At 36.1% G+C, this 26,439-nt stretch carries 21 protein-coding genes; 13 read left to right on the top strand and 8 right to left on the bottom strand.

Annotated elements, in window-relative coordinates; translation table 11 throughout:
• Nucleotides 1–9: 9 nt before the first annotated feature.
• Entirely contained in the window at nucleotides 10–3,105 is a 3,096-nt protein-coding gene (locus HAV12_RS02945; RefSeq protein WP_171568396.1) for a leucine--tRNA ligase, read from the bottom strand.
• A 675-nt stretch (nucleotides 3,106–3,780) separates the two neighbouring features.
• Between HAV12_RS02945 and HAV12_RS02940 the strand changes: the two genes are divergently transcribed.
• From HAV12_RS02940 to truB, 4 genes are all read left to right on the top strand, one after another.
• Entirely contained in the window at nucleotides 3,781–4,656 is an 876-nt protein-coding gene (locus tag HAV12_RS02940; RefSeq protein ID WP_171568395.1) for an ABC transporter permease, read from the top strand.
• 60 nt (nucleotides 4,657–4,716) lie between these two features.
• Entirely contained in the window at nucleotides 4,717–4,959 is a 243-nt protein-coding gene (locus tag HAV12_RS02935; RefSeq protein WP_171568394.1) for a DUF3098 domain-containing protein, read from the top strand.
• A gap of 190 nt (nucleotides 4,960–5,149) precedes the next feature.
• Entirely contained in the window at nucleotides 5,150–5,947 is a 798-nt protein-coding gene (locus tag HAV12_RS02930) for an undecaprenyl-diphosphate phosphatase (protein WP_171568393.1), read from the top strand.
• Nucleotides 5,947–6,642 (top strand): tRNA pseudouridine(55) synthase TruB, encoded by a 696-nt coding sequence (gene truB, locus HAV12_RS02925; protein WP_171568392.1) that lies wholly within the window; start codon nucleotides 5,947–5,949, stop codon nucleotides 6,640–6,642. Before HAV12_RS02930 ends, truB begins: the two co-directional genes overlap by 1 nt.
• Before the next feature lie 357 nt (nucleotides 6,643–6,999).
• On the opposite strand, the gene HAV12_RS02920 is transcribed toward truB, so the two are convergent.
• Nucleotides 7,000–7,617 (bottom strand): thioredoxin family protein, encoded by a 618-nt coding sequence (locus tag HAV12_RS02920; protein WP_171568391.1) that lies wholly within the window; start codon nucleotides 7,615–7,617, stop codon nucleotides 7,000–7,002.
• Between the two features lie 192 nt (nucleotides 7,618–7,809).
• On the opposite strand from HAV12_RS02920, the gene pyrH reads away from it, so the two are divergent.
• The 3 genes from pyrH (at nucleotide 7,810) to HAV12_RS02905 (ending at nucleotide 11,845) form a co-directional block, all read left to right on the top strand.
• Entirely contained in the window at nucleotides 7,810–8,517 is a 708-nt protein-coding gene (gene pyrH / locus HAV12_RS02915; RefSeq protein WP_127340530.1) for a UMP kinase, read from the top strand.
• A gap of 150 nt (nucleotides 8,518–8,667) precedes the next feature.
• A complete protein-coding gene (gene frr / locus HAV12_RS02910; protein ID WP_132037344.1) occupies nucleotides 8,668–9,231 on the top strand; it encodes a ribosome recycling factor in 564 nt (187 codons plus the stop codon).
• 118 nt (nucleotides 9,232–9,349) lie between these two features.
• On the top strand, nucleotides 9,350–11,845 hold the full coding sequence (locus HAV12_RS02905; RefSeq protein WP_171568390.1) for a DUF5686 family protein: 2,496 nt from the start codon (nucleotides 9,350–9,352) through the stop codon (nucleotides 11,843–11,845).
• Nucleotides 11,846–12,177: 332 nt separating this feature from the next.
• Here the strand turns inward: HAV12_RS02905 and HAV12_RS02900 are convergent, their stop codons facing one another.
• The 4 genes from HAV12_RS02900 to HAV12_RS02885 all read right to left on the bottom strand — a co-directional run bounded on the left by HAV12_RS02900 (nucleotide 12,178) and on the right by HAV12_RS02885 (nucleotide 16,665).
• A complete protein-coding gene (locus HAV12_RS02900; RefSeq protein WP_171568389.1) occupies nucleotides 12,178–14,448 on the bottom strand; it encodes a cation:proton antiporter in 2,271 nt (756 codons plus the stop codon).
• A gap of 241 nt (nucleotides 14,449–14,689) precedes the next feature.
• Nucleotides 14,690–15,409 (bottom strand): LytTR family DNA-binding domain-containing protein, encoded by a 720-nt coding sequence (locus tag HAV12_RS02895; protein WP_171568388.1) that lies wholly within the window; start codon nucleotides 15,407–15,409, stop codon nucleotides 14,690–14,692.
• Nucleotides 15,372–16,133: a sensor histidine kinase gene (locus HAV12_RS02890; RefSeq protein ID WP_171568387.1), complete on the bottom strand. Its 762-nt coding sequence runs from the start codon at nucleotides 16,131–16,133 to the stop codon at nucleotides 15,372–15,374. The genes HAV12_RS02895 and HAV12_RS02890 overlap by 38 nt, the downstream gene beginning before the upstream one ends.
• Before the next feature lie 202 nt (nucleotides 16,134–16,335).
• Nucleotides 16,336–16,665, bottom strand: a complete 330-nt coding sequence (locus HAV12_RS02885; protein WP_171568386.1) for a multidrug efflux SMR transporter — start codon at nucleotides 16,663–16,665, stop codon at nucleotides 16,336–16,338.
• A gap of 182 nt (nucleotides 16,666–16,847) precedes the next feature.
• Here HAV12_RS02885 and HAV12_RS02880 point away from each other — a divergent pair, with 182 nt between their 5' ends.
• The 3 genes from HAV12_RS02880 (at nucleotide 16,848) to rpoN (ending at nucleotide 22,520) form a co-directional block, all read left to right on the top strand.
• Nucleotides 16,848–19,214: an RND family transporter gene (locus HAV12_RS02880; RefSeq protein ID WP_171568385.1), complete on the top strand. Its 2,367-nt coding sequence runs from the start codon at nucleotides 16,848–16,850 to the stop codon at nucleotides 19,212–19,214.
• Nucleotides 19,215–19,529: 315 nt separating this feature from the next.
• Nucleotides 19,530–20,963: an asparagine--tRNA ligase gene (asnS, locus tag HAV12_RS02875; protein WP_132037337.1), complete on the top strand. Its 1,434-nt coding sequence runs from the start codon at nucleotides 19,530–19,532 to the stop codon at nucleotides 20,961–20,963.
• Between the two features lie 96 nt (nucleotides 20,964–21,059).
• Nucleotides 21,060–22,520 carry an RNA polymerase factor sigma-54 gene (gene rpoN / locus HAV12_RS02870; protein ID WP_132037336.1) on the top strand — a complete coding sequence of 487 codons (1,461 nt, stop codon included), beginning with the start codon at nucleotides 21,060–21,062 and terminating at the stop codon, nucleotides 22,518–22,520.
• A gap of 240 nt (nucleotides 22,521–22,760) precedes the next feature.
• On the opposite strand, the gene HAV12_RS02865 is transcribed toward rpoN, so the two are convergent.
• Nucleotides 22,761–23,198, bottom strand: coding sequence for a hypothetical protein (locus tag HAV12_RS02865; RefSeq protein WP_171568384.1), 438 nt, complete (start codon nucleotides 23,196–23,198; stop codon nucleotides 22,761–22,763).
• Between the two features lie 45 nt (nucleotides 23,199–23,243).
• Nucleotides 23,244–23,834, bottom strand: a complete 591-nt coding sequence (locus tag HAV12_RS02860; protein ID WP_042565610.1) for a thymidine kinase — start codon at nucleotides 23,832–23,834, stop codon at nucleotides 23,244–23,246.
• 244 nt (nucleotides 23,835–24,078) lie between these two features.
• On the opposite strand from HAV12_RS02860, the gene HAV12_RS02855 reads away from it, so the two are divergent.
• From HAV12_RS02855 to HAV12_RS02845, 3 genes are all read left to right on the top strand, one after another.
• The gene (locus HAV12_RS02855; RefSeq protein WP_171568383.1) at nucleotides 24,079–25,080 is read left to right on the top strand and encodes a hypothetical protein; all 1,002 of its coding nucleotides are present in this window, start codon (nucleotides 24,079–24,081) and stop codon (nucleotides 25,078–25,080) included.
• Between the two features lie 102 nt (nucleotides 25,081–25,182).
• The gene (rsmI, locus tag HAV12_RS02850) at nucleotides 25,183–25,917 is read left to right on the top strand and encodes a 16S rRNA (cytidine(1402)-2'-O)-methyltransferase (protein ID WP_171568382.1); all 735 of its coding nucleotides are present in this window, start codon (nucleotides 25,183–25,185) and stop codon (nucleotides 25,915–25,917) included.
• A gap of 147 nt (nucleotides 25,918–26,064) precedes the next feature.
• Nucleotides 26,065–26,409, top strand: a complete 345-nt coding sequence (locus HAV12_RS02845; RefSeq protein WP_171568381.1) for a HopJ type III effector protein — start codon at nucleotides 26,065–26,067, stop codon at nucleotides 26,407–26,409.
• Nucleotides 26,410–26,439 lie beyond the last annotated feature (30 nt).

Below are 26,439 nucleotides of genomic sequence, written 5' to 3'. Positions count from 1 at the left end.
TTTATTCGGTTACCCTACCAAATTGATAATCTTTCCGAGAACGATAATCACTTTATTCGGTGTTTTTCCATCTAGCTGACGTAAAGTTCTTTCGTCTTTCATAATGATCTCTTCGATTTGAGCCGCTGTTAAATCCAAAGGCAATTCGATCGTGAAACGCATTTTTCCGTTGAAAGAAACCGGATATTCTTTATTGGTTTCTACTAAATGTTTCGCTTCAAAAACTGGAAAATCAACTGTCGCAATTGAAGTTGTATGTCCTAATTGTGACCATAATTCTTCTGCAATATGCGGTGCATACGGAGAAACTAAAATAGCCAATGGTTCTAAAATCGCTTTTGAATGACAGTTTTGAGCTGACAATTCATTTACACAAATCATAAACTGGGACACTGAGGTATTAAAAGAAAAACTCTCAATATCTTCCGCCACTTTTTTGATGGTTTTGTGTAATGATTTTAAGTTGTCTTTTGTAGGCTCGTCGTTGTTTACGATCAAACCGTTATTCTCATCCACATACAAACGCCACAGCTTTTTCAGGAAACCAAAAACTCCTGAGATTCCGGCGGTATTCCAGGGTTTAGCCTGCTCCAGCGGACCTAAAAACATTTCGTACAAACGCAGGGTATCGGCTCCATATTCGTTACAAATATCATCCGGGGTTACCACATTGTATTTTGATTTCGACATTTTTTCGACTTCGCGGCCTACAATAAATTTACCACTTCCATCAGGTATAAAATCTGCATCAGCATAATCTTCTCTCCAGGCTTTGAATTTTTCAATATCTAATTCATCAGAAGAATTGACCATTGAAACATCAGCGTGAATGCTTCTTACATTATAAGTTGGAATATATACATCTGCCTCGATGAATGATTTAATTTCGTTATTCGAACAAAATTTATCTAATACAAAATTTTTAAGTAATAATATAGTTTGGTTTACATCGGATTTCAAGTCATAAGATTTTGAAACATAAACAAAAGCATCATCAACTGTAATACTAATATTTTGATCTGTTTGATTAACTCCTTTGATTGAAATATCAAAATGTTCCATTTTCACCTCTTGCACAAAAGCACTAGTCCCTAAAATCATTCCCTGATTGATCAGTTTTTTGAATGGCTCTTCGGTTGGGGCAAAACCTTTGTCTTTTAAGAATTTATTCCAGAAACGGGAATACAATAAGTGTCCGGTAGCGTGTTCGCTTCCACCGATATATAAATCGACGCTTTCCCAATAGGCTAACGCTTCTTTGCTTGCAAATTCGTTTTCGTTATGTGCATCCATATAACGCATCCAGTACCAGGAACTTCCCGCCCAACCTGGCATTGTATTCAATTCAAGTGGAAAAATAGTGACATTGTCGATCAACTGAGTACTAACAACTGAACACTGAACACTGTCCCATGCCCAGACAGCTGCGTTTCCTAAAGGAGGCAGACCGTCTTCGGTTGGCAAATATTTTTCTACTTCCGGTAAAATAATCGGTAAATGTTTTGCATCGATCATTTTTGGAAGACCGTTTACATAATACACAGGGAAAGGTTCTCCCCAATAACGCTGACGTGAAAATACCGCATCACGCAAACGGTAATTGGTTTTTCCGGCTCCTTGCCCTATTTTTTCTAATTCCTGAATAACAGCTTTAGTAGCCGTTTTATAGTTTAGCCCGTTTAAGAAATCCGAATTGGCAATTTCTACATTATCTTTAGAACCATAAGCCGCTTCAGAAATATCAACATTGGCGAAGATATTTTTGATTTCCGGCATTCCGTTTTGTCCTTTAAAGAAATTAGCAAAAGCATAATCTCTTTCGTCTCCGCAAGGAACCGCCATTACAGCACCCGTTCCGTAACCCGCCAAAACGTAATCGCCAATCCAGACCGGAATTGGCTCTTTTGTAAAAGGATGTTCCGCATAAGCTCCGGTAAATACGCCTGAAATTGTTTTTACATCAGCCATACGTTCCCGTTCTGAACGTTTTGCTGTTTTTTCGATATACGCTTCAACTGCCGCTTTTTGTTCCGGAGTTGTAATTTTAGCAACTAAATCATGTTCCGGCGCCAAAGTCATAAAAGTTACTCCGAAAATTGTATCAGGACGGGTCGTAAAAACTTCAATAAAATCTGTTTCAGGTTTCACGTTTGAAGCTGCATCACTTGGCGCAGCGCTCTGAGACTTGAAACCTGAAACCTGAAACTTTACAAGCGCTCCAACCGATTTCCCAATCCAGTTTCTTTGAGATTCTTTTATAGATTCGCTCCAGTCAATATCATTAAGACCTTGCAGTAAACGTTCTGCATAAGCAGAAATACGCATGCTCCATTGCGTCATTTTTTTACGAATTACAGGATATCCTCCACGTTCCGAAACGCCGTTTACGATTTCGTCATTGGCCAAAACAGTTCCTAAACCGGGACACCAGTTTACTTCTGTTTCTGCCAGATAAGTCATTCTGTATTGCAATAGTATTTTTTCTTTTTGATCCTCTGAATAAGAATTCCATTCTTCTGCCGTAAAAATCGCAACATTATCATCGCAGACTGCTTCAATCAAAATATTACCCTCTTCTGAAAAAACCTGAACTAAAGTATCAATATCAAAGGCTTTCCCTTGTTTTTTGCAGTACCAGGAATTAAATAACTGGATAAAAATCCATTGTGTATGTTTGTAATAATCCGGATTTGAAGTACGTACTTCACGGCTCCAGTCAAATGAAAATCCAATTTTATCCAATTGTTTTCTGTATCCGGCAATTTCTTTTCCTTCTTTATCTGTTCCACCGTCGATATTTACGCGTGTAGTATCTTCCGGACGCTGTCCTGTCTGGATCGCATATTGTTCTGCCGGCAATCCGAAACTGTCATAGCCCATTGGATGCAAAACATTGAAACCCTGATGTCTTTTAAAACGGGAATAAACATCTGAAGCAATATATCCCAGCGGATGCCCAACATGTAATCCAGCACCAGAGGGATACGGAAACATATCCAGTACGTAGTGTTTTGGTTTTTCAGAATTGTTTTCGGCTGCAAAAGTTTGATGATCTGCCCAATATTTTTGCCATTTGGCTTCTATTTCGTTCGGATTGTATTTCATTCCTTGTTTATATTTTTATTTTTTACGGAGTCATGCTTTCGCTTCCTCAAGTCATTTTTTTTAAAGGTACAAAGTTGCAAAGTGACAAAGGTTCTAAGGTTTATCACTTTAGTGAATTCAGCGCAAATTTACATTTATTACAGATTGTACCAAAGCTATTTTATTGACAAACAAATAAAATAACGAAATACATATTCAAATTAAGTAAAAACAGCTGTATTGAATCTTTAATAACACCCGATTTTATAAAAATCAAAAATTACATTCTCATTTTAGTAATTGCATTTTCGTGTACAATGTGTGATTCTCCGAAAAACAAAAAGAGGACTTCGTCGGAGAATTTAACCGCAAGGCTCGCTAAGATTTTTTATTTAAGTACTACGCTCAAAACGCAAAGTTCGCAAAGCTTTATCTGCACAAAACTTTGCGAACTTTACATCAATATTTTTAGTCACAGATTAAAAGGGTTAAAATGGATTTTTAAAATCTGTGTAAATCCATTAATCTGTGGCTATTCTCTTTTTACTTTGCGAACCTTTCGAAAGCCTTAGCGAACTTTGCGGTTAAATTACTATCACTATTCAATATCAAATTGTACATTTATAGATAAAAGTTCGTTATTAACTTTAAATAAAGAAATTCTTTATTATTTTTACCACATAATTTAAGCAAACTATGAGTTCTAACTTTGATAAATTTCAAAAGCGCAGGTTAATTTCCTCTTATTTTTCGGTTGTATTAAGTGTTTTTCTGGTATTATTCCTTTTGGGGGTACTGGGATTATTTATTATAAATTCTAAAAAACTAGCTGATGATTTTAAAGAAAAAATCGCCATGACGGTTTTCTTTAAAAATGAAGCCAATGACAGCGTTATAAAAGCTTTCAACACCGAATTAAAAAGAGCTCCTTATGCAAAATCGTTTGTTTATGTTACTAAAGAAAAAGCAGCTAAAGAACATACCGATATTATTGGAGAAGATTTCCTGACCTTTTTAGGAGAAAATCCTTTATTGAACTCTTACGACATTCACTTAAAAGCGGATTATGTTGAAAGAGACAGTATTTTACAAATTGAAAGTAATCTGCGTAAAAATGCCATGATTTCAGATATTGTTTACGACAAACAACTGGTAAATCTGGTAAATGACAATATTAAGAAAGTTAGCATGTGGATCCTTATTATCAGTGGTTTTCTAACGATAATAGCCGTTTTACTTATTAATAGTTCACTGCGTTTATCCATACATTCCAATCGTTTTATCATCAAAACCATGCAAATGGTTGGTGCTACAAAATCGTTTATCCGTAAACCATTCGTAATGCGAAGTGTAAAATTGGGTCTCTTAGGATCCGGATTGGCTATAATTGCCTTAATTGCACTTTTACTTTACGTAGAAACGAATTTCCCGGGATTGGGAATTTTAGAAGACAAAATCTTAATCGCACTGGTACTACTGGCCGTTTTAGGATTAGGAATTCTGATCACCTGGTTAAGTACGCATTTTGCAACACAACGTTTCCTGAATTTAAGAACTGATGATCTTTATTAATAAAGTAAATAGTCACAGTTTTTAGTTTACAGCAAACCTTATAAAAGAATTTAATTAGCAATGAAAAACAATAACGAAGAACCAAAACAACAATTCCTTTTTGACGGCATCAACTATAAAATTCTTTTAATCGGAATCGCGGTTATTGCTTTGGGTTTTATTTTAATGTCTGGTGGCGGAAGTGATAATCCGAATGTTTTTAACGAAGATGTTTTTAGCTTCAGACGTATCCGATTGGCTCCAACGACTGTTTTGATAGGTTTTGGAATCACGATTTATTCCATATTCAAAAAATCTAAATAGACTACTTAGATTTTAGATTGGTTAGATTCTTTCTGAAAAAATATGACAAATCTAAAAATCCAAAAGTCTAAAAATCCAATAATCTAAATAAGCTACTTAGATTGTTAGATTTTAGATTGGTTAGATTCTTTCTGAAAAAATATGACAAATCTAAAAATCCAAAAGTCTAAAAATCCAATAATCTAAATAAATGAATACATTACAAGCTATTATCCTTGCCATCATTGAAGGAATTACAGAATTTTTACCTGTTTCTTCAACTGGACATATGATTATTGCCTCTTCTTTTTTTGGAATTGCCCAAGACGACTTTACAAAGCTTTTCACCATTGTAATCCAGCTTGGCGCCATACTTTCTGTGGTTGTCTTATATTTCAGACGTTTCTTTCAGACGCTGGATTTTTACTTTAAACTTTTAGTAGCTTTTATTCCGGCAGTAGTTTTGGGATTATTGCTAAGTGATTTTATAGACGGATTATTAGAAAATCCAGTTACAGTAGCCGTTTCTCTTTTGATTGGCGGTTTAATTTTATTGAAAGTGGACGAATGGTTCAACCAGCCGGAAACAGGCGAAATTGCTCAGGAGATTACCTATTTACAGGCTTTTAAAATTGGACTATTTCAATGTATTGCCATGATTCCCGGAGTTTCAAGAAGCGGTGCCAGTATCGTTGGCGGTATGTCCCAGAAACTTTCCAGAACTACTGCGGCTGAATTCTCCTTCTTTCTGGCCGTTCCTACAATGTTGGGAGCAACCGTAAAAAAATGTTACGATTATTATAAAGACGGCTTCGAATTATCTCACGATCAAATCAACTTTTTGATTATTGGAAATGTCGTTGCTTTTATTGTAGCCCTTTTGGCTATAAAAACTTTCATCGGCTTTTTGACTAAAAACGGATTCAAGGTTTTTGGTTATTACCGCATACTTGCAGGAATCATTTTATTAGTGATTCACTTTTTCATTCACCCGCTTACCATTATATAATGACGCCTGAAGAATATTTAAACGGACAAGTTTTACTGATAGACAAACCACTAAAATGGAGTTCGTTTCAAGCAGTCAACAAATTAAAGTATCTTTTAATCAATAAAGCGGGACTTCCAAAGAAGTTCAAAATTGGTCATGCAGGAACTTTAGATCCTTTAGCGACCGGATTATTATTGATCTGCACCGGAAAATTTACCAAAAGAATTTCGGAATTGCAGGGTCAGGCTAAAGAATATACCGGAACTTTTTATATTGGTGCGACTACTCCATCTTATGATTTAGAGACTGAAATCGACGAGACATTTCCAACGGAACATATCGATGAAGCTTTAATTCACGAAACCGTAAAACAGTTTTTAGGGGAAATCGATCAGAAACCGCCTATTTTTTCGGCTATAAAAAAAGATGGTGTACGTTTGTACGAACATGCACGCGCTGGAGAAACGGTAGAAATTGCCAGCAGAAAAACAACGATTCACGAATTTGAAATTACGCGAATTGCATTGCCTGAAATTGATTTCAGAGTAGTTTGCAGCAAGGGAACTTACATTCGCTCTTTAGCTTTTGATTTTGGAAAAGCAATGCAATCAGGTTCACACTTAACCGTTTTACGCCGAACAAAAATCGGAGATTATGACGTAAAGAATGCGATTGATATTACTTTGTTTGAAGAAACTATCCCACTCCAATAAAAACAAATAGCACATTACGAAAAACAATAGTAATGTGCTGCTCCTGAATTAGAATATTATATTCTATACCTGATTTTTCTGGGTTAATAGTGAGAAACTTTTTTCCCTCCAAACAATAAACCTGAAATAAAATCATAAAACCTTTCGAATAACTTTTTCATAATAGCGTGTTTTTAATGGTTAAATATTAAATAGACACCAATAAAAAGAGTAAATCAAAAAGTAAATAATAGAATTGGGAATACGTTACTAAGATATAAAAAATTTAAATAAAAAACACATATTAAAATTGTAGTTCGCTTATTTTAAACGTTTTAACAAAAATATAACATTTTTTTGAATTCTCCCGTTCAAAAATCACAAACGGTTGTATTGGATATTATCCATGATTTCAAGTAATTCTTCCTGTACCGAAACTCCTTTATCAGCCAGATACCACAATTGCAAATCGGTTTTGATTTTTTCATCAATTACTCCAAACTCCTTTTTATAATTAGCCATAAGTTCGGCTGCGCCCTTTGGTCTTGGTCCCCAATCGGTACGGACGATTCCGGCTTCTTTGCAAATAACGATCACCTTAGGAATAGCCCTTCCGCCGTTTGTTAAATACTGGCTCATTAATTCCTCGTTTTCATCCCGCAAAACAATTCGCAGATCCACTTTTTTATCAGAACCCTGAGCCATTTTATTGATAATGGGAAGTATTTGTGCCGCATCGCCGCACCAGCCTTCGGAAATTACGAGCCAGATAAAATGATTTTCCAGTTTTTGCAGCTTATCAATAGTATCTTCAGTAATTTTTATGGTTTTCTCCAGACGATTCATTCGCGCTTCGTTCAGGCTTGTGTAATGCGTGAGGCTTTCGGATTGCACATCACCTGTAGATTTTCCTTCGGACAATAAATCGGTAACTAATTTTCGATATTCAGAATAAGAGTAACTGTTGAATAATGCTTTGGCTACAATACTTTTCATATTTGATTTTTTAGGATGCGATAAAAATACAAATTTTAGAAAGACGCGGGAATGACTTTTGTCACATTAAGAAGAAAATGAATCTAAAAAAGCATGTTGAATTAAAAAACAGAGCACAAAATTATTTTTTCAAAACATTATTTTTAAAAAACAGAATATGTCTATATTTGCACCAATTAACGCAACACACAAATGAAATATAAAAGAATTCTTCTAAAACTAAGTGGCGAGGCCTTAATGGGTGATTTACAATACGGAATTGACCCAAAAAGATTAGCCGAATATGCCGAGGAAATTAAGCAAATTCACAGCAAAGGAGTCGAAATTGCTATTGTTATTGGAGGAGGAAATATTTTTAGGGGCGTTGCAGGTGCAAGTGCCGGTATGGATAGAGTACAAGGCGATTATATGGGAATGCTGGCAACCGTAATTAACGGAATGGCATTACAGGGTGCGCTGGAAGACAAGGGAATGAAAACGCGTTTGCAGACTGCTTTGAAAATGGAATCTATTGCTGAGCCCTACATCAAAAGAAGAGCAGACCGTCACCTTGAAAAAGGAAGAATTGTAATTTTTGGTGCAGGAACCGGAAATCCTTATTTCACCACTGATACAGCAGCCGTTTTAAGAGGAATCGAAATCAATGCTGACGTAATCCTGAAAGGAACACGCGTTGATGGTGTTTACGATTCCGATCCGGAAAAAAATGCTTCGGCAGTAAAATTCGACTTTATCTCTTTTGATGATGTGCTGAAAAAAGGATTAAATGTAATGGACACAACCGCTTTCACATTAAGCCAGGAAAATAAATTACCAATCGTTGTTTTTGATATGAACAAAATTGGAAATTTATTGAAAATCTGTGAAGGGGACAACATAGGAACCGTAGTTAATATTTAGACTACTTAGATTGTTGGAATTTTAGATTATTAGATTTCAATAATCGCTTAATATTCAAAAAACAAAAAAACATATAGTTAGTAAATTAGATGCCAAAATTTTTAGAAATCTAAAAATCCAACCATCTGAAAATCTAAAAATCTAAAAAAAATGACTGAAGAAATAGAATTTATATTAGATAGTACTGAAGAATCCATGAATGGTTCGATAGCGCATTTAGAGAAAGAATTTCTTAACATTCGCGCAGGAAAAGCTTCTCCGGCTATGCTTGGAAGTGTTTTTGTAGATTATTACGGATCTGCAACACCGCTTTCCCAGGTATCAAAAATCAGTGTTCCTGATGCGAGAACAATTACTTTACAGCCGTTTGAAAAAAACATGCTGCAAACCATTGAAAAAGCAATTATGATTGCCAATATTGGTTTCAACCCCATGAATAACGGAGACGTTATCATTATCAGTGTTCCGCCTTTGACGGAAGAACGTCGCCGAGATTTGGCCAAACAGGCAAAATCTGAGGCAGAAGATGCCAAAATCGGTGTGCGTAACGTACGTAAGGATGCCAATTCTGATATCAAAAAATTAGAAAAAGAAGGAACTTCTGAAGACGTCTGCAAATCTGCTGAAGAAGAAGTTCAGAACTTAACAAATACATACATTAAAAAAATTGATGAATTATTGGCTGCAAAAGAAGCTGAAATCATGAAAGTGTAATCTTATTCCACACAAAATAAAAATCCGTTTAGTTAAATTGTACTAGACGGATTTTTTTATTCTTATTTTTGCGTACCAAAAATTAATTGTTTTCATTTTCGAAACTAGAATCCTCTGTATGAAGCTATTTTGTTTTCTGACTTTGTTTTTTACACTTACCATTCAGGCGCAATTTCAAATAAGCGGAATTGTAAATGATTCCAGCAACAAACCACTTCCGTTTGCTACCATCAAATCATCAGAGAACTTTAGTGCCATAACAGATATTGATGGAAAATTTACGTTTACAGCTTCATCTGACATTCCTTTTTATACGGTCTCTTATGTTGGTTTTGAAACTAAAACCATAACGGTAATACAAAACAAAAAATTCTACACGGTTTCCCTTTCCCAGAAAACAGACGATTTAAAAGAAGTGGTGGTTTCAAATGAAAATCCGGCTTTAGCGATTTTAAGAAAAGTAATTTCAAATAAAAACACGAACAATCCGCAAAAAAAGCTGAACAGTTTTGAGTATAAAACGTACAACAAGCTTATTGTCACCGCCAATCCTGATTCTATTGACGGACGTATTGATTCCACAGCAGTTTACAAAGATTTAGACAAAAAGAAAATCAATATTGATTCTTCCGATTATAAATTCAAAGAAATCATCAGCAGGCAGCATTTGTTTCAGACTGAAAAAGTGTCGCAATATCAATTTGGCAATAACAAACTCAAAGAAACTGTTTTAGGTACAAAAATGGCAGGTTTCAAACAACCTGTTTATGAGATTATCGCTTTCAACTTACAATCTATTTCTATTTACGATCCCAAATATGAATTATTGGAAACCAAATACGAAAGTCCGATTTCAAACAACGCCCTTAAAGATTACAATTATAAACTGCTTGATACGGTAAACATAAAAGGCCGCGATACCTATATGATTTATTTTAAAAACAAACACAAAAGAAAAACCTCAGGATTGGAAGGTGTTTTGTATATCGATGAGGAGAATTTTGCCGTCGCCAAAGCAGTCATGCGTATAAAAGGCGTTTTGGATATTAGCGGAATTCATGAGTTTGAATATGCTCCAAGCGAAAAAATATGGTTTCAAAGCAATACCACTTTCAAAATTGTAAAAGGTAAAAACGAGGAGGATATTAAAATTTTAGGCGGAACCATTCAGTTTGATGCAGATGCGGAAGAAAATTTCGAGCCGAGAAAAAAGGTAGCTTCTGACTTCACTTATTTACTTTCCGAAAGCAACAACTTCGACATTCATTACAACACCAATCCTCCGATAAAAAATCCGTCTCTTTATATCGAAATTAAAGACGATGCCAGCAAAAAACCGGAAACTTTCTGGGAAGATTACCGAAAAGAAAATCTGGATTTAAGAAGCCAAAAAACCTATTTGTTGCTGGACAGCCTTTCGATCAAAAAGAGAGTAGAAAAGCGCCTGGGAATCGGCCGTAAAATTATTAATGGATTCTACCCGGTCGGACCTGTTGATCTTGACCTGAAGAAAATTATAAGTTACAATAATTACGAAGGTTTCAGATTGGGTCTTGGCGGTATTACCAATGATCGTTTCTCTAAAAATTTCCGCATTGAAGGATATACGGCATACGGAACTAAAGATGGTGCTTTTAAATACAGTATCGGTACGGGAGTTCTGCTTGACAAAAGCACCAATACGTGGGTTAATGGTTATTATATGGATGATGTACGGGAAATTGCAAGTACCGTTTTTGCCGTTGACAAGCGGGTTTTTAAAATTTACGATCCACGTCCGATAAACATTAGTACCTTTTATCAGTATACAGGATGGAGAGCCAATGTTCAATCTAAAATTATCCCGAAAACCGAAGCTGTTTTAGAAGTATCAAGAAACTTAATCGAGCCCAAATTTGATTATCTTTTTAATCTGAACGGAAAATTGTATTCGAGTTATATTATGACAACAGCAATGTTATCTATTGTTTGGGCACCATTTAGTGAATTCATGCAAACGCCAACCGGAAGACTTGAATCGGATAAAAGGTTTCCGAGATTTACTTTCCAGTATACGCAATCGCTGCCCAATGTTCTGGAAAACGATTTTAACTTTGGTAAAATCGATTTTAAGGCCGAATATGAAAAACAATATTTAAATCGCCAGAAAACAAGTTTACTGCTGCAGGGAGGATATGCTTTTGGAAATGTTCCTATCACGCATCTCTACAATACGGCTCCAAATAACTTAACCAAAGAGACCATCGTTCAGCGTATTACTTTTTCGGGACGAAACAGTTTTGAAACGATGTTTTTTAATGAGTTTTTCTCCAGTGAATATGTGATGTTTCAGATCAAACATGGTTTCGACCGAATCAAAATCATGAGAAAAGTTCGTCCTTCACTGGTATTGGTTACCAGAATGGCCTGGGGAAATATGGAAAATCCGCAGCAACATGTCGGTCCTGCCTACAAAACACTGGACAAAGGTTTTTTTGAATCCGGAATTGAATTAAACAAAATCTACAAAGGGATTGGCTTAGGCGGATTTTACAGATATGGCCCTAATCAGTTACCGCGATTTGACGATAATATTGCTGTTAAGATTTCTTATGTACTGGATTTGGGACTTTAGATTTAAATTTTAGTTTGTCATTTCGAGGCACGAGAAATCACACAAGCAGATCGACAAAGACTGGCGAATTTCTTTGCGGAATTTCTAATGTGATTTCTCCTCACGTCGAAATGACAAAGCGTAAAGAGTAACACTATAGAAAAAATAAAGATCCCATATTTTTGAGATTCCAAATTCCAACTTTAACGGTGTGGATTCTGCAAATGTGATTTCTCCTCACGTCGAAATGAACAAAGTTTAAAGAGGAACAACATTATACACCAAACAAAAATCCCAAATCCCAATCGTAAAATTGGGATTTGGGATTTTAAATTATTGGAATTTCTTTCCGTTTATGGCTTCAAAATCAAAACCGATGGAGTGTTATTTAACCATGTACTTTGTGATTCAATCAGTTTTTTCCAGCTGTCTAAGCTAATGATCATCAGATTCTGATTTTCCAGAAATTCTTTCTTAATCGTTCTGTCGTGCATGATCATAATATGGTTGGGAGCAATCTGTTCTATCGAACGAATTGTTTCCTGAATATCACGTGTGTTTTTCACTTCACCGCTTGCGTCCAGAACCGTAATCTGAGAACCATTATTATTGATTAATTTTTTAGCGTATTCAATTAAAAAAGAATCTTCTTTACTGAAAATTGGCATAAAAACCTGATTTACTTCTTCTAAGTCTTTATCGATAAAAATTCCGACAGGCATTTTACTTTTGGCAATAATATGACGTGTTCTTTCATCAAAAGGAGAATTTTCGAACAGACCTTCTTTTCCGGTAAACTTATCAATCAAACGATCCGGATTTACGATCCGGGTGGTGAAACCAAGAATTTTCCCTAATAAAGTTCCGTCAAAAATAGATTGTCCCAGTCCCACTAACAATAAGTCATATTCACCTTGGTTGGCCGTGTCGATAATATCGGTATCGATATCATTCGTCACTTTAAAAACACTTATCATGTTTTGTTCCAAACGTTCTGATTCCTGAATAACAGGGACTAACATTTTTCGTTCGTGATCTTTTACATCAAACGAATGTATCTCGGTACTTAATGATAAATGCATTGCGGTAACGATAGAATTATCACCTTGTTTTTTAACCAGACTGTTCGCGATTCTCAATAATTTTTTACCTCTTTCCGGGGTTGCAAACGAAAGTAAAATCTTGTATTTACTTTTATTTCCAATTTCCTGCGGAATGGCGGTTATCTTATCTTTAAAAATAAAACCGATAAAGTCTAAGGCCGGACCCGTCATAAAAGTCGTAACCAGAGCCATAATGACCATCATGGTAAAAATCTCGGTAGAAAGAACGCCTAAATCGTAACCAATATTTAAAACCACCAGCTCCATTAAACCACGCGTATTCATTAAGGCTCCAATAGCCAAGCTGTCTTTCCAGCTTTGTCCGACAAATTTGGCAGCAAAAGCACTGCCCAGGAATTTTCCGGCTACGGCTACTGCGATAATTACCGCGGTAACTTTCCATAAATAAGGATCGTTCAGCAAACCAATTTGCGTACGTAAACCTGTGAATACGAAGAATAGCGGCAGTAAAACGATGATGGAAACGTCTTCTACTTTTTCAATAAAAATATTTCTGAATTTGTTGTTTTCCGGCATAATGGCTCCTGCTAAGAAAGCTCCGAACAAAGCGTGAATTCCAATTAATTCAGCCGCATACGCAGAGAATAAAAGTGTAAGGAAGAAAATAGCCACCACAGGTTTATTCAGACTTTCGCGGGTTGAATTTAAGTCTCCGACACGTTTCAGAAACGGACGAACTATTTTCAGCATGACAATTACATACAAAATAGCCAAACCGATTACGTACAAAGCACTCGTAAAAGAACCCGCTTTAACAATAGCAATTACAACGGCAAGAATACACCAGGCTGTAATATCATCGGCTGCGGCACAAGTTATGGCAATAGTTCCGAGTTTTGTTTTCTGCATACCTCGCTCCTGCACGATTCTGGCCAATACAGGAAATGCCGTAATACTCATAGCAATTCCCATGAATAATCCAAAAGAAGCAAACTCTACTCCGACCGGAGCAAACGTATGATAAATAAAATAAGCTAATGACAATCCTAATGCAAACGGAATCACAATACTGGCGTGACTAATGACAACAGCATCATGTGCTTTATTTTTAAGCACTTTCAAATCCAGTTCCATTCCGATTACGAACATAAAAAAAATCAGACCGATCTGACTCAAAAACTGTAAGTTTCCTAATGATTCTTTTGGAAATAATGTGGCTGAAAATTCAGGAAAATACATGCCGACCAAAGAGGGGCCTAAAACGATACCTGCAATCATTTCCCCAATTACAGATGGCTGCCCTATTTTTCTGAAAACCCATCCAAACAAACGCGCTACCAAAATAATAGTCACGATCTGCGCCAGTAAAATAGCCAGGGGATGCTGCAGATTTTCTACCATGGAATGTAAAAAATCATTCCAATGATTGCTTTCGATTTTTTTCTGAACGATTCCGCGCCCTACTTCGAGTGCGGCACCTTTTGAAATTACCCAATATATCAGAGTTGTAAAACCACCAATAACCGTAATGTAAAATAAGGAGTTTTTAATATTATTCATAACTCGTTTTTTTGATTTTAATGGTGCAAATATCAACACTGAACAGTAAGTGGAAAAAGTTTTTTTTACTTAATTTCAAATGTATGTAACAAGTCTGAAAAACTTTGTAATAAGTTATGTAATTGCTCTAAAAACAAGTATGTTTCTCTAATCGAAGGTCTGATTATGATGTCAAAAAAGGGGGCTTCGACTTCGCTCAGCCTGATATTCGACTTGCTTTGTCTGAGATGTTTGGTATAATCTAAATCTTTACCTTTTTCAAAAAGTCAGCACGATACGTTTCACTCAAAATCAGGGTGCTGTTTTTGTCTTTTTTCTCTAAGTGATGCAGGACAATTTCGTTGTGGTTAAAAAACTTAATCGCTTTTACGGCAACAATTTCTTTCTTATTTACCCGGCAGAAATCGGCCTCAGGCAATTCGCTTAAAAGGGTATCGAATTTAACGTTTTTCAAATTTAGAAAACTTCCGTCAGCCAGAAGAACCGTTTTATCACGACTGTCACTAATTGCGGTTTTGATATACTGAATCTGATTAAAATACAATAAGGTTTTTCCTTTGTCTGTATTGAGTTGAATGAACTTTTTAGCCGCATCCGGTTTGTGAAAACGTTCAAAAGCTTTTGAGATCGCTTTTTGCAGACGGTCGAGTTTTACCGGTTTTGTAATATAATCTACCGCATCAATATTAAAAGCATCCGCAGCATATTCTTTATACGCTGTACAGAAAATCACCAATTTATTATCGAGCATTTCGGCCAGATGCAAACCATCAATTCCGGGCATTTCGATATCTGATATCAGCAAATCAAAATCAAGATTTGGAATATCAGCAAGGAGTTTCTCCGGATTATTAAACGTTTTTACGATTTCTACTTCGGGAATTTGTTCGCAAAGCATTTTCAGGTACGTTAATCCCGGTAACTCATCGTCCAGCAGCAAGCATTTCAGTTTTGTATTCAAGTAAGTCTATTTTTAGATGGGCTATATAAATATCGTTTTCTACAAACCTTTCAAGTTTGAAGTTGTTTTTATAAATAATTCGCAAACGGTGTTCTAAAGTCGCGTGACCAAAACCGCTGCGTTCTTTTTTTAATACTTTTTTATCGGAGATTTTATTCGAAACGGTCATAAAAAAAGCATTGTCCTTAAATTCAAAAACCACTGATATAAAAGCATCCGCGCTTTGCAAATCGGCGTGTTTAAAGGCATTTTCAATTAAATCAATAGAAATCAGTGGCGCCAGTAACGGCTGTTCATACAATTTATCTTCTTTATTGATATTGGTTTTGATCTTCAGCTCAAAAAGCGGGCTGATCTTGATTTTATTGATTTCGATTAAATTCAAAGCAAAATCAATTTCTTCTTTTGCCGTTACGAATTTCTTTTTGCTTTCGTATAAAATATAATCCAGAACGTTCGCTAGTTTATCCAAAGCAAAATAGGTTTGGTACGCGTGGGACTGAATCGAATTCAGGATATTCTTAAACAAATGCGGATTCAGTTTTGACTCCAGCGTTTCTAACTGTAAATCGTTCACTTTCATTTCGAGTGCATAAAAACTTTTTTCGGCATCATCTTTTGCTTTTTTGAATTGCATCAATTGATAGATCAAAAAGCAGATAATGCCAATCAGCAATAAAAGAATTGCGAGAAATATAAAAGTGATGGTATTGTTTTCCTGCATTGTTATGTAAAGTTTAAACGTTTTTTTCGCCACGACCCGAGCGATAGCGAACAGGTGAAGCAATTGGACGAATTACACAAATTTAAAATCCCGATTTCTGCGCAAATCCACAAAATCTGCGGGAACTTTTTTTTGCCACAGATTAAAATGATTTTCTAATCTGTGTAAATCAGTATAATCCGTAAAATCCGTGACCTATAATTTAATGACTGGACACAAACTTCAACCCGATAATCGAAGCAATTAAAGTCGAAAGAAAAAAGATTCTCCAAAAAGTTGCCGGTTCTTTAAAAACCAAAACACCTACTAAAACTGTTCCAACGGCACCAATTCCTGTCCATACCGCATAGGCTGTACCAATGGGCAAAACCTGAGTCGCTTTATACAACAAAATCATACTGATCGAAAGACAGACAAAAAAACCCGCCATCCAATAGGTTGCTATCATTCCGGTGGTTTCTTTGGCTTTTCCTAAGCAGGATGCAAATCCAACTTCAAAAAGTCCGGCGATAATCAATAAAATCCAGTTCATTTTCGTTTCCTTTTTTAAATTTGAATACAAATATGAGAAAAGGCTGTGGAGAAACCATCAAAAAAACCCAATATTATTGCAAAAGCAATATCGTCATTTGTGTTAACAAAAAGTAAAAACGAGGTCGATTAATTATGATTTAGAGCGCTTTTCACTACATTTGCAACCATTTTAAAGATTTTATGAAAAACACAATTCAAGTTGGATTTTGGGAAAAAATAGCCCGACTCATACTTAAAAACAGAATTATAATTCTGATTATTCTTACTGCTTTAACAGTATTCCTTGCTTTCCAATGGAAAAATCTGGCTATGACTTATACCGAAGCCAATTTACTTCCTAAGGATCATATTGCAAATAAAGAGTATCAGAAGTTTTTAGATAAGTTTGGTGAAGAAGGAAATCTTGTGGTTATTGGTTTTAAAGATCCGAACTTTTTTACACCCAAAAATTACGCTGCCTGGAATGAATTAATGACAGGTTTAAAAAATTCGAAAGAAGTTGATTTGGTTGTTTCATTAAATGATTTAAAGAAATTAGAAAAGGATACGGTTAATGAAAAATTCGTTTTATCGCCTTTTATCAATCAAAGTAAAACGCACGATCCGGCTTATTTAAAAAGCGTTCAGTACGACTTGTTTCACAATTTGCCTTTTTACGAAGGATTGTTGTTTAACAAAGAAAGCGGTAGTGTGAGATCTGCGGTTTACATGAATAAAGAGTTGGTAAACACCGCCCAAAGAAAAACTTTTATACTTGAAAATCTAGTACCTAAAATCGATAAATTCGAAAAAACTACCGGAGTTGATCTTCGTGTTTCAGGAATGCCTTACATCCGAACCATCAATGCGGATAACATGAAAGGTGAGATTGGGCTTTTTATCGGAGCAGCCTTGTTTACCGTTTCTTTAATTTTCTTTTTCTTTTTCCGTTCCTTCAGGGCTACATTTATTTCTATTTGTATTTTAATAGTGGGTGTAATCTGGTCGTTTGGGACTTTAGGATTGTTTCATTATAAAATCACAGTTTTAACGGCTATTATTCCGCCATTAATTATCGTAATCGGAATTACGAATTGTATTTTCCTGATCAATAAATACCAGCAGGAAATCAAACTGCACAGCAATCAGGCAAAAGCTTTACAGCGTATTATTTCCAGAATTGGGGTTTCGACTTTAATGACGAATTTAACGACTGCCATTGGTTTCGCTACTTTTATGATCACAGGTAACGATTTACTTTTTGAATTTGGACTTGTGACTTCAATCAATGTGATTTCGGTTTATTTACTGACGCTCTTGATTGTACCCATTGTGTACAGTTTTATGTCAATGCCAAATGAAAAACATCTCTATCATTTGACTAAAACCTACATTTCGACTTTGCTTGACTTTGTTGAAAATGTGGTAAAAAACAAACGAAAAGTTATTTATACCCTTTACGGATTGCTTTTGGTTTTTAGTGTTATCGGAGTTTCGCAAATGAAAGTTTCCGGTAGTCTGATTGGTGAAATGCCAAAAAGTGCTTCCTTTTTTAAAGATATTTTATTCTACGAAAAAGAATTCAACGGCGTGATGCCACTCGAAATAATGATCGACACCAAGCGTAAAAAAGGGGTCATGAAATTATCGACGATGCGCAAAATGGATGAATTGCAAAATACGATTGCAACAATGCCGGAATTATCAAAGCCGGTTTCTGTCGTAAATCTGGTTAAATATTCGAAACAGGCTTTTTATAACGGAAATCCGGAATATTACCAATTGCCGACTTCGCAGGAACAGACTTTTATTTTGTCGTATGCTAAAAATGCGACCAAAAACAGCAAAGATAATTTAATGAAAAGTTATGTGGATTCGACAGGACAATACGCCCGAATCACGACTTTTATGAGAGATATTGGTACGGACGAAATGGCGAAAGTGGAGAAAAAGCTGCACAAGAAAATCGATGAGATTTTCCCAGGCGATCGTTATGAAGTTACCGTTACCGGAAAAGCTTTGGTTTTCCAGAAAGGAACTTCGTATCTGGTAGACAACTTAATTGAATCTTTGATTTTTGCCATTTTGGTAATTGCAGCTTTGATGTTGTATTTATTCCGTTCGTTCAAAATGGTTTTTGCTTCTGTTATTACGAATATTTTGCCGCTGTGTATTACATCGGGGTTAATGGGTTATTTCGGGATTCCTTTGAAACCATCGACGATTTTAGTATTTAGTATTGCGTTTGGAATTTCGGTTGATAATGCGATTCAGTTTATGGCAAAATACAAACATGATTTATTGCAGAACAACGGAAAAGTAAAAAAATCTGTTTTCAGTGCCTTAAGAGAAACCGGAATCAGTACTTTTTATACTTCGGTAGTTTTGATTTTAGGTTTTGCTACTTTCACGCTTTCCAGCTTTAGCGGAACAATCGCGCTTGGCGGATTAATTTCCTGCACACTTGCCTTTGCTATGTTTGCCAATTTATTGGTTTTACCGGCTTTGGTTTTAACTTTCGAAAAGAAGAAAGCGAAGAAAGAGGATTTGGAGAGTTTGGAGGGGTAACATTTTTTTTGCCACGAATTGATAAAACACTGCTTGTCATTTCGACGAAGGAGAAATCTTCACAAGTAGCTCTGCTCAGCATTTCTTAGCTTTGAGGAATTGCATTGCGGAGATTTCTCCTTCGTCGAAATGACATAGTAGAGCTCTTATGAAAAACGATTGCCTTAGCCCTGATAGCAGCGACATCCTTTTTCTGGCTTCTTTAGACAGAAAAAGATATAGCGGATAGCAGGAAACAGCTTCTAATTTTAATTATTATCGTTTATATTTGCAGTATTACACAACAAATAATTTAATTTCAACCTTATATATAAAATGAAACACACAAAAGTTAAAGACTTATTAAACAGTACTACGACGCTTCAGGAAGTTAATGCAAAAGGATGGGTGAGAACTTTTAGAAATAATCAGTTCATCGCGCTAAACGACGGTTCTACCATTAATAATATACAATGTGTTGTTGATTTTGAAAATACACCGGAAGAAACCCTGAAAAGAGTTACAACCGGAGCTGCCGTTTCTGTAACCGGAACTTTGGTAGAGAGCAAAGGTGCTGGTCAGAAATATGAAATTCAGGTTAAAACTCTGGAAATTCTTGGAGATTCAGATGCGGAGAAATTCCCAATGCAGCCTAAAAAACATTCCCTTGAATTTTTACGTGAAAATGCGCATTTACGGGTGCGTACGAATGCTTTTGGCGCTATTATGCGTGTGCGTTCGGTATTGTCATTTGCGGTGCACAAATATTTCCAGGAAAAAGGTTTTGTGTATGTAAACACGCCAATCATTACAGGTTCTGATGCTGAAGGTGCCGGAGAAATGTTTAAAGTTACCGCTTTGCCATTTGACAACACTCCAAGAACGGAAGACGGAAAAGTAAATTATAAAGAAGATTTCTTCGGAAAAGAAACGAACTTAACGGTTTCAGGGCAATTAGAAGGGGAAACTTTCGCTATGGCTTTGGGGCAGATTTATACTTTCGGACCAACATTCAGAGCCGAAAACTCCAACACTTCCCGTCACCTGGCGGAGTTTTGGATGATCGAGCCGGAAGTGGCGTTCAATGATCTGGATGACAATATGGATCTGGCTGAAGATTTTATTCAGTACGTAATCAAATATGCTTTGGACAATTGCGGTGATGATTTGAAATTTCTGGAAGGAAGACTTTTGGAAGAAGAAAAATCAAAACCACAGGCGGACAGAAGCGAAATGCCTTTGCTGGAAAAACTGAATTTCGTTTTGGAAAACAATTTCAAACGTGTTTCTTATACGGAAGCCATTGACATTCTGAGAGATTCCACTCCGAACAAAAAGAAAAAATTCAACTATATCATTAACGAATGGGGCGCTGATTTACAGTCAGAGCACGAGCGTTATTTAGTAGAAAAACACTTTAAATGTCCGGTAATTTTATTCGATTATCCGGCCAACATCAAAGCGTTTTACATGCGTCTGAATGAAGACGGAAAAACAGTTCGCGCCATGGACATCCTTTTCCCTGGAATTGGAGAAATCGTAGGTGGTTCTGAAAGAGAAGAGCGTTACGATGTTTTAATTGAGAAAATGAAAGCCCTGGAAATCGACGAAGAAGAATTATCCTGGTATTTAGACACCAGAAGATTCGGATCGGCAACTCACGCAGGTTTCGGACTTGGATTTGAGCGTCTGGTATTGTTTGTAACAGGAATGACAAACATCAGAGACGTAATTCCTTTTCCAAGAACTCCGGGGAATGCAGAGTTTTAAAAAAAAGTTATAAAATTTGTTTCAGGTTTCAAGTTTCAGGTTGTTGGACGTTCAGCAAACTTGAAACCTGAAACTTGAAACTTTTAACAAATATCAATGCTAAAGCAATTTTTAAATTTAAAATTATCCCAAAAATTATCTCCACAGCAAATTCAGCTGATGAAGTTAATTCAATTGCCTACGCAAGCTTTTGAACAACGTTTATTAGAAGAAATGAACGAAAATCCGGCTTTAGAAGCTGGAAAAGAAGACGAATACGAAGCGGATGAATTTGCGAATGAAGAATACGACGATTATGACGATGCAGAATCGGACAGAATTGAAGCCGACGACATTAACATAGATGAATACTTAAGCGACGACGATACTCCGGATTACAAAACGCAGGTTAACAATTACGGAGACGAAGAAGAACGCGAAACTCCTTTTGCTTCTCCGATTAGTTTTCATCAGGATTTAATCAATCAGCTGAATACTTTTATTCTGAATGATGAAGAGCGCGAAATCGCTGAATTCCTCGTAGGAAGTATTGATGACATGGGTTACATCCGCAGAAGTGTTGCCGACATTGTAGACGACATGGCTTTTACGCAGGGTATTTATACCGATGACGTAATGGTTGAAAAAATGCTGCATGTAATTCACGAACTGGAACCTTCGGGAGTCGGGGCACGTGATTTACAGGAATGTTTATTATTGCAGTTAAAGCACAAAACACCAACCGAATATGTTGATTTGGCAATTGATATTATCGAAAATCAGTTTGATGCTTTTACCAAGAAACATTACGATAAACTATTGCAGAAATACAGCGTTTCCAACGAACAGCTGAAAAAAGCGATTCACGAAATTGAAAGGCTAAACCCGAAACCGGGAGGATCTTACACCGGAAACAATAAAGTGACAGAAAACGTAGTTCCGGATTTTGCGATCCGAATTACCGACGGTGAGCTGGAACTGACCTTAAACGGAAGAAATGCCCCTTCCCTGCACGTTTCCAAGGATTATCAGGAAATGATGCAGACGTATAAAGATTCCCGTGATAAATCGAGTGCTCAAAAAGATGCCGTTCAGTTTATCAAACAAAAGCTGGATTCTGCCAAATGGTTTATAGACGCGATAAGACAGCGTCAGGAGACGCTTTTTGTGACCATGAATGCCATTATGCATTATCAGGAGGAATACTTCCTGGATGGCGACGAAACGAAGCTAAAACCAATGATCTTAAAAGACATTGCAGATATGGTTGGATTGGACATTTCAACGATTTCCCGTGTGGCCAACAGCAAATATGTAGAAACACCCTACGGAACAAAACTGATTAAAGAATTTTTCTCTGAGGCCATGAAAAACGATCAGGGTGAAGATGTTTCAACTTTAGAGATCAAAAAAATACTTCAGAATACGATTGAAGAAGAAGACAAAAAGAAACCTCTTCCGGACGATCAACTGGCTGATATCCTAAAAGAAAAAGGCTATCCGATTGCGAGAAGAACAATCGCCAAATATCGCGAACAGCTTGACATTCCGGTAGCAAGGATGAGGAAAAAGATTTAGATCTTTCTTTTAATTTTTAAAATAAAACCCGACAGTTTTTAAAACCTGTCGGGTTTTATTTTATTATTATTCTGCAAAGTCAAAAATCACCGTTGTTGTCAGGCTTAGCGAAGTCGAAGCCTTTTGTGCAAATCAATCCTTCGACTTCGCTCAGGATGACAGTAGTTTTCAAAAACAACAAACCCGACAGGTTTTAAAAACTGTCGGGTTTAATATTTTTACGAGTATAAAACGTTCCAATTATTTATATTGATCCGGTGCTATGGTAATTTTAAACAAAAATACTTTGTTTTGGTCACTGTAACTGTAAAACAAGACAAAATCATTATCCCTGAAAGCCTGAAGACCCGGATTTGCTTTCGCAGTGCTTACCAGACTTTTTTCAATTTCTTTTTGTATCAGACTTACATCTGCAGTTTTCTTTTCTACATGCAGCAGGGTTAAGTTATACTGAGCAGCTTTGTTATCCGGTAAACTTACACTGTCCAGACGAATCCCTTCCTGGATTATTAAAGGACAATTTTTATTGTACTTCGTTACCAATTCCGTTATTTCATTATTCAGAGCGTCAGTGCTTCTGTAGAAATACACCTGAGCCAAAACCACCAAAACCAATGCAATTGCAATTGCAATCAATAAACGTATATTCTGTTTTCTTTTATTTTCTTTTTCCTGCATGGTTAATTTTGGCTTAAATATTCTTTAGAAAATCAAAAGAGAAATCTATTTTTCCTGATTTTTTTTCATGGCATTATAATACGCTGCACGGCTAAGCGGTTCATATTCTTCCGTTTCACCAAGCATAACCAATTTATCATTATCGGTTTTCCTAAAACTGTAGTTCGCTAAATTTCCGGTTCTGGTACAAACCGCATGAACTTTTGTCACATATTCAGCAGTTGCCATAAGTGCCGGCATTGGGCCGAAAGGGTTTCCTTTAAAATCCATATCCAGTCCGGCTACAATTACACGAATTCCCTGATTGGCCAAATCGTTACAAACAGTAACAATTTCATCATCAAAAAACTGTGCTTCATCAATACCGATTACATCACAGCCTTGTGCCAGAATAGCAATATTGGCGGCGGCAGGTACCGGAGTGGAACGAATTTCGTTGGCATCGTGAGATACCACCATTTCATCATGATAGCGGGTATCAATAGCGGGTTTAAAAATTTCGACTTTTTGTTTGGCAAATTGAGCGCGTTTTAATCTGCGGATTAACTCCTCGGTTTTACCCGAAAACATTGATCCACAAATAACTTCAATCCAACCAAACTGTTCTTTGTGATTTACTGTATTTTCGAGAAACATTTTGTATTTTTCTACCTTTTAAAATGAATAGTTTTTATTACTTTGTACTGGTAATAAATTAATGTAAAAATTTGATGTTTTACATTTTTTCAAAAGTAGAAAATTTTTATCGAAATTGAGGATTCGCAAAGCCTTATTAACAGAAATAAAAATAATACCACGCGAAATTCCATCAGGAATTAAAGACATTCAAAAAAATTACAAAATATCTTAAAATACCGTATTCACTATAATTTCAACAGTTATGAAAAAAAAATTGGAAGCCGATTTAATCAGCATTGCACATCGAATTTTAAAACTAAAAAATAAATCCGATATCAATCAATTGTATCTTGAAACACAGAAATTATATGAAAAACTGGCGGTTTTGAAATTTGTAGATGAAAATTTTGATACGTTAAAACCAACAATCGGCCGCAGTGAAATTGAATCTACAATCGAAACTGTTTTTGAAAAAGAAGAAATAAATATTCCGGATACGAGTAAAGCTGAAGAAGAAACTCCCGCTCCTGTTGAAGAAATTGTAACTGAAACAACACCTGAACCTGAAGTTACTGAAGAGATAAAAGAAGAAATTGTTGCTGAAATCCCTGAAGAGACAGTAGCGGAAACTGTTGAAGAACCTGTCGCCGCAGCTGAACCTGTTGAAGCAGTTGAAGAAACAGTAATTGAAAATGAAAAAGAACCTGAAACCACTGAAGAATTCTCTTTTAGAACGGTTAATGATTTAAAACCAATTCCTGATTTCAAACCCTCGTTTGAATTAGAAACAGAAGAAAAAATAGAAGACGAACAACCGAAAATTGAAGTTCCTGCCAGGTCAGATGCGGTTCATATTTCGTTTGAAGATATATTGGGCGTTAATTATGCTGATGCCCAATTTGTAAAAGTGGACAGTTTCGAAAATATAACCTCTGCTCCAACTCCAACCATAAACGAATTGAAAGAAGAGCAAGTAAAAACTGCCATTCTGGAATCGGCAAAACCGAAAGCCGTTCCGTTAAACGAAAAATTAGGAAAAGGTTTTCATATTGATCTGAATGATCGAATTGCATTCACCAAAAATCTTTTCGCAGGCAGTACCGAAGATTACAGTCGTGTTTTAAATCAATTACTGACTTTTGATTCTTACGGTGAAGCTGTTAATTTTATCGAAAACATGGTAAAACCGGATTACAACAATTGGGAAGGAAAAGACGATTACGCACAACGTTTTCTGGAAATTGTAGAAAAGAAATTCTCCTAAACACGAATTTCACAGATTTACACTAATCTATTCGTGAAATTTTAAGCACTTTAATCATTCGTGTTAATTCGTGCAATTTGTGTTAAATATTTAAAATTAATTATGTCCAAATTATATATTGTTCCTACGCCTATTGGCAATCTTGAAGACATGACTTTTCGTGCCATTCGCATTCTGAAAGAAGTCGATTTGATTTTAGCCGAAGATACCCGAACGAGTGGCAAACTTTTAAAGCATTTTGAAATTGGCACCCACATGTACAGCCATCACATGCACAATGAGCACAAGACGACCGAGAATCTGATTGCGCGTTTAAAAGCCGGTGAAACCATCGCACTAATTTCTGATGCCGGAACACCTGCCATTTCAGATCCTGGCTTTTTACTGACCCGTGCCTGCGTCGAAAATAAAATAGAAGTAGAATGTTTGCCCGGCGCAACCGCATTTGTTCCCGCTTTGGTTAACAGCGGACTACCCAATGACCGGTTTATTTTTGAAGGTTTCCTTCCCGAGAAAAAAGGACGCCAAACCCGGTTTTTAGCACTTGCCGAAGAAACCAGAACAATGATCCTTTATGTCTCTCCTCATAAATTACTGAAGACTTTAGTAGAATTTGTGACGTATTTCGGCGAAGACAGACAGATTTGTGTGTGCAGGGAATTATCAAAATTACACGAAGAGAATGTCCGCGGAACCGCAAAAGAAGTCTTAACCCACTTTGAAAAAACAGCACCACGTGGCGAAATTGTAGTCGTCGTAGCTGGAAAAACTATAACAAAAGAACCTAAGAAGAGTAAATTTCCGAAGGATGAAAAAGAAAAAGAAGAAGAAGATTAAAATTATTCAAGCCACTCCCGATAGCTATCGGGATAAAAAGAATTCTTGCAGATTAATAAAATAGTCTGCCACTAATTACACAAATTCCCACTAATTAAATTCGCGATAATTTGTGTAATTAGTGGCAAAAAAACAAAGCCAATATTTATGAATATACAAGCCTTTTTAGAAAAAGTAAAGCAGACTCCAAATGACGTAGCTTTCGCCGAAACAATTGCAACTGTAGAAGAAAATTACAACTTCACTCCAACCGCTTTTCAGAACGGAACACAACACAATGCAGCAGGAGAAAACTCCGGTTCCTGCAAATTATTTTCTTTCGCCAAATTGCAAAACTTAACCAAAGACGAAACTTTGGCTTGTTTTGGTGCTATTTATTTTGATGAAGTTTTGGGAGATCCAAACGGAACCAATCATCAAAACATTCGAAATTTCATCAACACAGGCTGGAACGGAATTCAGTTTGAAGGAAACGCTTTGGAATTGAAATAAACCACGAGGTAAAAACGGTCTTAAAATATT

Source organism: Flavobacterium sp. CLA17 (assembly GCF_013112255.2).
Classification (GTDB): domain Bacteria; phylum Bacteroidota; class Bacteroidia; order Flavobacteriales; family Flavobacteriaceae; genus Flavobacterium; species Flavobacterium circumlabens.
The sequence above is the reverse complement of the archived record's forward strand: the minus strand, read 5'-3'. Positions and strand labels throughout refer to the sequence as shown.

Coding starts and splice junctions, on each gene's coding strand:
- HAV12_RS02945 (WP_171568396.1), bottom strand. CDS start 3,105: ATGAAATACAATCCGAACGAAATAGAAGCCAAATGGCAAAAATATTGG.
- HAV12_RS02940 (WP_171568395.1), top strand. CDS start 3,781: ATGAGTTCTAACTTTGATAAATTTCAAAAGCGCAGGTTAATTTCCTCT.
- HAV12_RS02935 (WP_171568394.1), top strand. CDS start 4,717: ATGAAAAACAATAACGAAGAACCAAAACAACAATTCCTTTTTGACGGC.
- HAV12_RS02930 (WP_171568393.1), top strand. CDS start 5,150: ATGAATACATTACAAGCTATTATCCTTGCCATCATTGAAGGAATTACA.
- truB (WP_171568392.1), top strand. CDS start 5,947: ATGACGCCTGAAGAATATTTAAACGGACAAGTTTTACTGATAGACAAA.
- HAV12_RS02920 (WP_171568391.1), bottom strand. CDS start 7,617: ATGAAAAGTATTGTAGCCAAAGCATTATTCAACAGTTACTCTTATTCT.
- pyrH (WP_127340530.1), top strand. CDS start 7,810: ATGAAATATAAAAGAATTCTTCTAAAACTAAGTGGCGAGGCCTTAATG.
- frr (WP_132037344.1), top strand. CDS start 8,668: ATGACTGAAGAAATAGAATTTATATTAGATAGTACTGAAGAATCCATG.
- HAV12_RS02905 (WP_171568390.1), top strand. CDS start 9,350: ATGAAGCTATTTTGTTTTCTGACTTTGTTTTTTACACTTACCATTCAG.
- HAV12_RS02900 (WP_171568389.1), bottom strand. CDS start 14,448: ATGAATAATATTAAAAACTCCTTATTTTACATTACGGTTATTGGTGGT.
- HAV12_RS02890 (WP_171568387.1), bottom strand. CDS start 16,133: ATGCAGGAAAACAATACCATCACTTTTATATTTCTCGCAATTCTTTTA.
- HAV12_RS02885 (WP_171568386.1), bottom strand. CDS start 16,665: ATGAACTGGATTTTATTGATTATCGCCGGACTTTTTGAAGTTGGATTT.
- HAV12_RS02880 (WP_171568385.1), top strand. CDS start 16,848: ATGAAAAACACAATTCAAGTTGGATTTTGGGAAAAAATAGCCCGACTC.
- asnS (WP_132037337.1), top strand. CDS start 19,530: ATGAAACACACAAAAGTTAAAGACTTATTAAACAGTACTACGACGCTT.
- rpoN (WP_132037336.1), top strand. CDS start 21,060: ATGCTAAAGCAATTTTTAAATTTAAAATTATCCCAAAAATTATCTCCA.
- HAV12_RS02865 (WP_171568384.1), bottom strand. CDS start 23,198: ATGCAGGAAAAAGAAAATAAAAGAAAACAGAATATACGTTTATTGATT.
- HAV12_RS02860 (WP_042565610.1), bottom strand. CDS start 23,834: ATGTTTCTCGAAAATACAGTAAATCACAAAGAACAGTTTGGTTGGATT.
- HAV12_RS02855 (WP_171568383.1), top strand. CDS start 24,079: ATGAAAAAAAAATTGGAAGCCGATTTAATCAGCATTGCACATCGAATT.
- rsmI (WP_171568382.1), top strand. CDS start 25,183: ATGTCCAAATTATATATTGTTCCTACGCCTATTGGCAATCTTGAAGAC.
- HAV12_RS02845 (WP_171568381.1), top strand. CDS start 26,065: ATGAATATACAAGCCTTTTTAGAAAAAGTAAAGCAGACTCCAAATGAC.